Raw genomic sequence first — 8,837 nt, 5'->3', positions numbered from 1 at the left:
GAGGTCGCCGACGTCATCGCCGAGGCCCTCAAGCCCTCCTACGACACCGAAGCCCTCAAGGCCCGGGTCAAGGCCCTCGCCGACAAGCACCCGCTCTACCCCGGACTGTGACCGACAACCTCCCGCAGGGCGCGCGCCGTCACCGCCGGCGCGCCCCTTCAACTCCACGGAGCGTGGCGTGGCAATCAGCGTCTTCGACCTGTTCTCGATCGGCATCGGCCCGTCCAGCTCCCACACCGTGGGCCCGATGCGCGCCGCCGGGATGTTCGTCAGGCGGCTGAAGCAGGACGGGATGCTGGCCCAGACCGCCGCCGTACGGGCGGAGCTGTTCGGTTCGCTCGGCGCCACCGGCCACGGCCACGGCACCCCCAAGGCGGTGCTGCTCGGCCTGGAGGGCAACGAGCCGCACACGGTCGATGTCGCCCAGGCCGACGTGGACGTCGAACGAATCCGTGCCACCGGGCGCATCCGTCTCCTCGGCGCCGAGATCGGCCCCGCCCACGAGGTCGCCTTCGACGCCTCGGCCCAATTGGTCCTGCACCGCAGGCGGTCGCTGCCGTACCACGCCAACGGCATGATCCTCTTCGCGTACGACGCCGACGGTGTCCCCCTGCTGGAGAAGACGTACTACTCCGTCGGCGGCGGTTTCGTCGTCGACGAGGAAGCCGCCGGCGCGGACCGCATCAAGCTCGACGACACCGTGCTGCCCCATCCGTTCGGCACGGGCGACGAACTGCTGCGGCTCGCCCGGGAGACCGGGCTGTCGATCTCGGCGCTGATGCTGGAGAACGAGAAGGCCTGGCGCACCGAGACGGAGATCCGCGCGGGTCTGCTGGAGATCTGGCGGGTCATGGAGGCGTGCATCTCCCGGGGGCTGGGACGCGAGGGCATCCTCCCCGGAGGTCTGAAGGTCCGTCGCCGGGCGGCGGCGGCCGCCCGCGCCCTGCGCAGCGAGGGCGATCCGCTGCCCCGCGCCATGGAGTGGATCACGCTCTACGCGATGGCGGTCAACGAGGAGAACGCGGCCGGCGGCCGGGTCGTCACCGCGCCGACCAACGGCGCGGCCGGCATCATCCCCGCCGTCCTGCGCTACTTCCTGGAGTTCGTGCCGGGCGCCGACGAGGACGGCATCGTCCGCTTCCTGCTCGCCGCCGGTGCCATCGGTCTGCTCTTCAAGGAGAACGCCTCCATCTCCGGCGCCGAGGTCGGCTGCCAGGGCGAGGTGGGCTCCGCCTGCTCCATGGCCGCGGGCGGCCTCGCCGAGGTCATGGGCGGCAGCCCCGAACAGGTGGAGAACGCCGCCGAGATCGGCATGGAACACAACCTCGGCCTCACCTGCGACCCCGTCGGCGGCCTCGTCCAGATCCCCTGCATCGAACGCAACGGCATGGCCGCCGTCAAAGCCGTCACCGCCGCCCGCATGGCTCTGCGCGGCGACGGCCGTCACCATGTCTCCCTCGACAAGGTCATCAAGACCATGAAGGAGACCGGCGCCGACATGAAGGTCAAGTACAAGGAGACCGCCCGCGGCGGCCTCGCCGTCAACGTCATCGAGTGCTGAGGCCGGGAGAGCACCGGCCGCGGCCCCGACGACAGAGCTGGGAGTGAGGTTTCATGGGCCGGGTCACCGAACGACGCCGGGTGCTGCGGATCAGGGACGGGGCACCGAGCACCCGTCCCGACACGCTGGTCGCGGAAGAGCCGATGGAGATCCGGCTGGGCGGCAGACCGCTGGCCATCACCATGCGTACACCCGGCGACGACTTCGCCCTGGCCGCCGGGTTCCTGGTGAGCGAGGGCGTCGTGAGCCGGGCCTCGGACGTGGCGAACATCGTGTACTGCGCGGGCGCCACCGAGAACGGCCGGAACACCTACAACGTCGTCGACGTCCGCCTCGCCCCCGGTGTGCCGCTCCCCGACATCACCCTGGAGCGCAACGTGTACACCACCTCGTCGTGCGGCCTGTGCGGGAAGGCGAGCCTCGACGCCGTACGGACCACGGCGCACTGGCCCATCGCCGACGCACCTCCGGTCCGGGTCACCCCCGACCTGCTGGCCCGCTTGCCCGACCGGCTGCGCGCCGCACAACAGGTGTTCGACCGGACCGGCGGACTGCACGCGGCCGGACTGTTCTCGCCCGAGGGCGACCTGCTGGACCTGCGGGAGGACATCGGCCGCCACAACGCCGTGGACAAGGTGGTCGGCCGCGCGCTCCGGTCCGGTGAACTCCCGCTGTCCCGGACCGTTCTGCTGGTCTCCGGACGGGCGTCCTTCGAGCTGGTCCAGAAGGCCGTCATGGCGGGCATCCCCGTCCTCGCCGCCGTCTCCGCGCCGTCCTCCCTCGCGGTGGACCTGGCCGTCGAGACCGGACTCACCCTCGTCGGCTTCCTGCGCGGCGGCTCCATGAACGTCTACGCGGGCGAGCACCGGCTCGACCTGCGGGCCGGGGCCACGGCGGCATCCGGAGCCTGACCCCGCTCGCCGGGCGGCGGGGGCCCTGTCGGCTTGGTAAGGCTAACCTAATAGACTGATCGCGCCCCGGATGCCGCTGCCGCGCACCGGGCGCGCGATCCGCCCGCCGCAAGACAGGACCGACCATGCGCACCACCGCCCGCCGCCTTCTGACGGCCCTCGCCCTCACCCCGGTGCTCGCCGGCTGCTTCGCCTCCGGAGAGGACGGATCGGGTGCGAGCGGTGCGTCGGGAACCGGCGGCCGCCTGCGGATAGCCCTCGCCGTGCCGCCCGTCCAGGCCCTGTCGCCGTACAGCAACGACGCCACCGTGCTCAGCAAGCTCTCCGTGGCCGAGGGACTCACCGCCCTGGACGAGAACGGCGCCGCCGCACCCGCCCTGGCGAAGTCCTGGACACGGAAGAACGACACGACCTGGGTGTTCGAGCTGCGCAAGGCCACGTTCCAGGACGGCACCGACGTCACCGCCGAGTCGGTCGTCAACGCGCTCGACCACGCGAACGAGGCCGAGACCAGGCCGCGCGTACTGAGCGACATCACTCTGACCGCCGAGGCGGACGACAGGGACACCGTCACCGTCACCACCAGGACGGCGGACCCCGTCCTCCCGCTGAGGCTCGCCAGCCCCGCCCTCGGCATCCTCGCCGAGAAGGCGTACGCCGAGGACGGCACCGTCAGCCCCGTCGGCACCGGCACCGGCCCCTTCACGATCACCAAGCTGACCGGAAAGACCAAGGCCACCCTCGACCGCTACGACGGTTACTGGGGCGGCAGGGCCAAGAGCCCCGGCATCGACGTCAGCTGGATCGCCGACGGCACCGCCCGCGCCAACGCCCTGCGCGGCGGCGACGTGGACATCGCCGAGTGGATCCCCACCGCCCAGGCGAAGCTCCTCGACGAGCAGACACGGCACGAGGTGCCCTCCGTGCGCACCGACAGCCTCATCCTCAACACCGGCAGCGGCCTCCTGGCCGACGCGGGACTGCGCGCCGCCGCCCGTGCGGCCGTGGACGGCGGTGTCCTCGTCGACTCCGTCTTCGGCGGATACGCGGACCCCGCCGAGGGACTGTTCGGGCCGGCGGTCTCCTGGGCCGCCGACCGGCGGGTCGAGGTGACCGGCCGGGCGAAGGCCGCCACCACCGCCGAGGTCGAGTCGGAGACGAAGGGCAGGACCCTGCGCCTGGCCACGTACACCAACCGCGCCGAACTCCCCGAGGCCGCCTCGGTCCTCCAGCAGCAGCTGGAGAAGGCCGGGTTCACCGTGAAGCAGGACGTGCGCGAGTACACGCAGATGGAGGCCGACCTCCTCGCGGGCAGGTACGACGCCCTCGTCTTCTCCCGGGTCACGCTCCTCGACACCGGCGACGCGGTGGCCTACCTCGCCAGCGACTTCACCGGGGACGGCGTCTACAACATCGCGGGCCTCAAGGACACCGAGGTCGACAAGGCCATCAGGTCCGCCGCCGCGGAAGGCGACACGGCCGAGCGGCAGAAGAAGATCATGCGGGCCGAGGCGGAGATCCTGCGCACCGACGCCGTCGTCCCCCTGGTCCACGAGAAGGTCGTCCAGGGCATCTCCGGTGACGTCGAGGGCGTACTGCTCGACCCCCGCGAGCGCTCCCTCGTCGACGTCGACACCCACCTGAAGTAACCGCCGTGAGCACCATGCCGTCGGCGGGCGCCCGGAGCCTCCCGACCCGGTGGCGTGCGGGGGCCGGCCGGGTCACGGCCGCGACCGCGCTGCTGGGCGCCGTCGCCTTCCTGCCCTGGCTGTCCGGAGTCGACCCCGCGCTGACCGTGCTGCGCGCCCGCTCCGCCGACCAGGACCCCACCCCGGCCCAGCTGGCCGCCGTACGCGAACAACTGGGACTGGACGAGGGGCCGTTCGCCCATATCGCGCGCTGGGCGGCCGGGCTGGCGCGCGGGGACGCGGGCGCCTCCTGGGTGTCGGGCGAACCGGTGCTGCCGCAGGTGACGACCGCCCTCGCGGTCTCCGTCACGCTCATGCTCGGCGCGTTCGCGGTCACCGTGGTGGTGGCCGCGCTGGTCTGCGCCCGCACTCTGCGCCTCGGCGCGCGGCGCGGACTGCGGCGCAAGCGGGCGGGGGCCGGCGCCGCCGTCCTCGCCGCGCTGCCCAAGTTCCTGCTCGCCTCACTGCTGGCGACGGTGTGCGGGGTGTGGCTGGGCTGGTTCCCCTCCCAGGGCTGGGAGGGGCCGCGCTCGATGGTGCTGCCCGCCCTCGCCCTCGGTGTGCCCTCCGGAGCGATGATCGGCGGCCTGCTCGACCAGTCCCTGCCCGCCGCCTTCAACGAGCCGTGGGCCCGCACCTGGCGTGCCTTCGGACACCGCGGCGGCCGCATCGCGCGCACCGCGCTGCGCCGCGCCCTGGCCGGAGTGCTCCCCCAACTCCTGCCGACCGTCGTCGCCCTGGTCGGCGGCGCGGTCGCGGTGGAGAAGATCTTCAACATCCCGGGCCTCGGCCGGCTCGCGCTGGACGCCGCCGTCGCCCAGGACCTGCCGCCGCTGCAGACCGCGACACTGGCCCTGGTCCTGCTCGGCGTCTGCGCCGGCTTCGCGATCCGGGCGGTGCGTCACGCCCTGCTCGGCCCCGCCCTGCGGGACGGCGCCCTGCCCGCCCTGCACCCGCCCACGCTCGTGCGGTCACCCGCGCTGCCCTGGATCATCGGCTGCTGCGCCGTCGCCCTGCTCGCCCTGGTGGTGGCCGGCCTGCTGCGCGACCCCCTGCACGTGGAGACGACGGCCCGGCTGCTGCCCCCGTCCTTCGCGCACCCGCTCGGCACCGACTCGCTCGGCCGCGACCTGCTGGCCCGGCTCGGCCACGGGGCCCTGCGCACGGTCGGCGTGGCCCTCGTGGTGACCGTGGCCAGTGCCCTCATCGGACTGGTCATCGGGACGGCGACCCAGGTGGGGGCCGGGCTGACCGAAGTGGTGTCGACGCTGCCGGCCGTCCTCGCCGGGCTGCTCACGACCGCGGTGACCGGACCGTCGGTCTGGGGAGCCGCGTGCGCGGTGTGCCTGGTGGCCTGGACGCCGTACGCGGCGCAGGCGGCCGCCCTGCTCGAACAGGAACGGGCCAGCGGCCATCTGCTCGCCTCGGTCTCCTTCGGCGCGGGCCCCGCCTACCTCCTGCGCCACCACCTGCTGCCCGCGGTCCTGCCCGCACTGGTGCGCAACGCCCTGCTGCGCCTGCCCACCACGGTCCTCGTGCTGGCCTCCCTCGGCTTCCTCGGCCTGGGCGAGCAGCCGCCCACCCCGGAGTGGGGCCGCCTGCTCTCGGAGAACCAGCCCTACGCGGAACTGGCCCCCTGGACCGTCCTCGGCCCGGCCGCCGCCCTCGTCCTTCTCTCCGTCCTGTCCGTCTCCGCCACGGCATGGACCCGCACCCGCACCCGGACGGCGTCCGCCGCCTGACGGCGGGCGACACGCTCGACGGACAGCGCCGGGGGCGAGCGGACCGACGCCGCCCCGCGCCCGTGGTCGTCGAGACCCGCGCCCAGGCCGAAGCGGCTCAGGAGGCGGCGGCCGCCTCGGCGGTCTCGGCGACCTCGCCGGTGCGCGCCGCTTCGTCCTGCGCCATGCGCAGGAAGCGCCGGATCGCCTCGACGGACATGTCGAGCGCCTCGGACGCGGCGTCCTCGTCGCCGAACATCTGAACGGCCTCGGTGACGGCCACGGCCAGTTCCGTCTCCGCCTTGCGGACCTTGACCTCGGCCTTGTCCACGGTGTCGACGACCGCCAGCTGGCGGCGCTGCTTCTCCTGGAGTCGCTGTTTGCGGGAGAGTGTCTTGTCGGAGTTCTGCACAGTCATGACCAAGATCATAAGGTTCGGGCGCGCCCCCATGAAATCGTCAACTCACCCTCTACGCGGCGGTGTTCGGGAGGCGGCTCGCCTACACCACCCACCTGGGATTCGAGAAGGGGGAACATGCGTTCTCTGACCTTCGTCTTCGGCACGGGACGCAGCGGCTCGACCGCCCTGTCCCGCATCCTCAACTCCCACCCGGACGTACTGAGCCTCAACGAGTACATGGCCTCGGTGGGCGACGTGTCCTTCCCCGCGGGCGAGGTGGACGGCGAGGAGTTCTGGCAGGCGCTCTTCCGGCCCGCTCCGCATTTCGAACGGATGATCCGCAGCGGCGTGCCGCTGCCGGAGTTCCTCTACACCCGCAGCCCCGGCCGCTACGCCTCGGAGACGACGGGCATCCCCGCGCTCTCCCTGATGGTGCTGCCCCATCTGACCGACGACCCGGACGGACTTCTCGACGAACTCGGCGCGGCGGTCGCCCGATGGCCGCGGCGCACCGCCGCCGAGCATCACCGGGCCCTGTTCGGCCTGCTCTGTGCCCGGTTCGGTCGCACGGCCGTCGTGGAACGCTCCGGCTACTCGACCGGCTGGGCGCCGGGACTGCGGAACGCCTTCCCCGACGCCAGGTTCGTGCACATGTTCCGCGACGGCCCGGACTGCGCCCTGTCCATGAGCCGTCATCCCGGTTACCGTGCGATCTCCCTGCTCCGTGAGATCAAGGCCCGCTCCGGCGTCGACGGCTTCGCCGACCTGACCGCCGAGCACGTCCGCGCATTGCCCCCGGACCTGGCACCTCTCCTCGGCGAACGCTTCGATCCCGCGCTCGTACGCGACCGCTCCATCCCCCTGCGCACCTTCGGTGCCCTGTGGTCCGAACTCGTCGTCGAGGGAACGGAGTTCCTCGCAGGTCTCCCCGCCGACCGGCGCACGACCCTCTCCTACGAGAACCTGCTGGACGACCCGGCCGAAGAACTGACCCGGCTGGCGGACTTCATCGGCGTGGCCCCTCGGCCCCGGTGGCTGCGCACGTCCTCCGCGCTGCTGGACCACAGCCGGCGCGGCTCGGCCCGCAGCCTGCCGCCCGCCCAGCTCGCCGAACTGCGGGCCGAGTGCGCGCGGGGCGACCACGCCCTCCGCGCCTAGCGTTCCTCCTGCGTCGCGGGGACGAAGCGGACGGGGGCGGCGGGAGACGGGAACATTCGGGCGGGCCGTGTCGTTGCCCTCGCGTCCCTCCTGTCGTCCTCCCTGGGAGCATCGTGCCGAAGTCCACGCCCGCAACCTCCGTAGTCCTCCCCGTACTTCCGCCCCTGAGCGCACAGGCCGAGCGACTGATCGAGCTGGGCGTGCACGCACTCGCCGGACTGACCGCCGACGAGGTGCGTTCCTACGCCGAGGCCGCCGAGGCCGCCGAAGGCGCTGAGGTTCCGGCGCCCGGCGCCGGCGTGCTGCTCGCCGTCCACCCGGATCTCGCCCCGGCCTCCGCCCTCGCGCCGCTGATGCGCCGGGACGGCAGGCCCGGGTTCGTCGTCACCGACATGTCCGACGTCGACCGTTTCACGCCCTCCGGCATCGAGCTCCCCGAGGCCCGCCTCTACCTCGTCGGCGGTCTCGACCGGGGTGACCACATGGCCGACTGGAGCCCCGAGGGGGCCCTGCCCGCCCTCACCGAGGAGGGCCGCACCCCGCTGCTGCTCACCGAAGGCATCCACTGGGTGCTCCAGCGGCCGGAGGTCCTGGAGCGCAACCACTGCTTCATGACCATCGGCTCCCGGCTGCGCAAGGACAACGGCACGCCGGACGCCCGTACCCCCGCGATCTGGATCAGCAACGGCACCGGTCGGGACGGCGTCGAGCGCCGCGACGCCCCCAAGGTCGGCTGGTGCTGGTGGGGCAACCGGCACACCTGGCTGGGCTTCGCCTCCGCGACGGGACGCGGAGGTGCGGGCGTCCGGCGGGGGAGCGGAGCAGCCCCCGGAGCGTGACCGCCTGACCCGGTGTGACGTCCCACGCCGCACGGCGCCCCCGCGACCGGGGGCGCCACCCGGCAGGGGAGCACCCCCGGGTGGCGGGGCGGGACCGGACATCTGCCGGATACCGAGGGCCGGGCGCGCTCTCCAGCCTGGGGGCATGACCCAGAACGCAGACCTCACGGCACGCGCGGCACCGGCCACCGGCGGCCGGGACGCGGCCGCCGGCACGGCACGGTCCGAGACCCCGCAGGGCGACCGGCCCTCGGTGGGACGCCTGATCGGTGTGGACCCGGCCCGGGGCCTGGCGGTCTTCGGGATGTACGCGGCGCATGTCGGCCCCGACCCCTCCGAGGGCGGCACGACCGGCTTCCTCATGGATGCGAGGGCCGCTGGAGTGGCTGCTCGGCAAGGCGACGAGGCCCGCGGAACTCGTCCGCTGACCGACGGACGCGTGCGCGGGGGGGGGCCCCGTGGGGGCCGGCAACACCACAGGGGCGGGGGAACAGGTCAACGCAAGTTGTGGAAGAAAACCAGACTTTTGAGCTCTTCGCCAGAAAGAACATGGAACCCA

Annotated in this window: 7 protein-coding genes; 6 read left to right on the top strand and 1 reads right to left on the bottom strand. The window is 73.0% G+C overall.

The genetic code is table 11. The annotated features are described in order from the left end of the window. The first annotated feature begins 178 nt into the window (after positions 1-178). The 4 genes from ACZ6BB_RS22895 (at position 179) to ACZ6BB_RS22880 (ending at position 5,902) form a co-directional block, all read left to right on the top strand. A complete protein-coding gene (locus ACZ6BB_RS22895) occupies positions 179-1,561 on the top strand; it encodes an L-serine ammonia-lyase (protein ID WP_471616997.1) in 1,383 nt (460 codons plus the stop codon). A gap of 53 nt (positions 1,562-1,614) precedes the next feature. Further along, on the top strand, positions 1,615-2,472 hold the full coding sequence (gene fdhD / locus ACZ6BB_RS22890) for a formate dehydrogenase accessory sulfurtransferase FdhD (RefSeq protein WP_471616996.1): 858 nt from the start codon (positions 1,615-1,617) through the stop codon (positions 2,470-2,472). A gap of 125 nt (positions 2,473-2,597) precedes the next feature. Next, complete coding sequence (locus ACZ6BB_RS22885; protein ID WP_471616995.1) at positions 2,598-4,121, top strand: ABC transporter substrate-binding protein; 1,524 nt, start codon at positions 2,598-2,600, stop codon at positions 4,119-4,121. 14 nt (positions 4,122-4,135) lie between these two features. Further along, on the top strand, positions 4,136-5,902 hold the full coding sequence (locus tag ACZ6BB_RS22880) for an ABC transporter permease subunit (RefSeq protein WP_471617020.1): 1,767 nt from the start codon (positions 4,136-4,138) through the stop codon (positions 5,900-5,902). A 97-nt stretch (positions 5,903-5,999) separates the two neighbouring features. On the opposite strand, the gene ACZ6BB_RS22875 is transcribed toward ACZ6BB_RS22880, so the two are convergent. Then, positions 6,000-6,299, bottom strand: a complete 300-nt coding sequence (locus tag ACZ6BB_RS22875) for a hypothetical protein (RefSeq protein WP_471616994.1) — start codon at positions 6,297-6,299, stop codon at positions 6,000-6,002. Positions 6,300-6,416: 117 nt separating this feature from the next. Here ACZ6BB_RS22875 and ACZ6BB_RS22870 point away from each other — a divergent pair, with 117 nt between their 5' ends. Together ACZ6BB_RS22870 and ACZ6BB_RS22865 are read left to right on the top strand one after the other, a co-directional pair. Further along, entirely contained in the window at positions 6,417-7,439 is a 1,023-nt protein-coding gene (locus ACZ6BB_RS22870; RefSeq protein ID WP_471616993.1) for a sulfotransferase family protein, read from the top strand. A 113-nt stretch (positions 7,440-7,552) separates the two neighbouring features. Next, positions 7,553-8,278 carry a DUF5701 family protein gene (locus ACZ6BB_RS22865; protein ID WP_471616992.1) on the top strand — a complete coding sequence of 242 codons (726 nt, stop codon included), beginning with the start codon at positions 7,553-7,555 and terminating at the stop codon, positions 8,276-8,278. Positions 8,279-8,837: the final 559 nt, after the last annotated feature.

It is taken from the genome of Streptomyces sp. NPDC041108, assembly GCF_055592645.1.
This window is presented reverse-complemented; position numbering and strand designations above follow the sequence as displayed.